Source organism: Monashia sp. HAY1-2A (assembly GCF_056755315.1).
In genome coordinates this window covers 1-229 of record NZ_JBNDHY010000894.1, presented here as the reverse complement: position 1 = coordinate 229, position 229 = coordinate 1, and the positions used below count along the sequence as shown (strand labels likewise).

The following is a 229-nucleotide window of genomic DNA, read 5'->3' as shown; positions in this document are numbered from 1 at the left end:
TTCGTATGCAGGCCCAGCGCGACGAACGACACGACCAGAACGACGACGACGGCCTCGATCAGGCTGTGCATGAATTCGCTGACGGACGCCGTGACGGCCGCGGGCTGGTTCGACACGCGCTCCAGTTCGATGCCGACGGGGAGCTGGCGCCGGATGCGTTCGACCGTCGGTTCCAGGCCCTGGCCCAGCTCGATGATATTGCCGCCCTTCTCCATCGACACGCCCAGGC

Annotated in this window: 1 protein-coding gene; it reads right to left on the bottom strand. The window is 66.4% G+C overall.

Annotated elements, in window-relative coordinates; all coding sequences use genetic code 11:
• The coding region (locus ACPYOM_RS24330; RefSeq protein WP_481347952.1) for an efflux RND transporter permease subunit at positions 1-229 on the bottom strand (229 nt) is incomplete at both ends.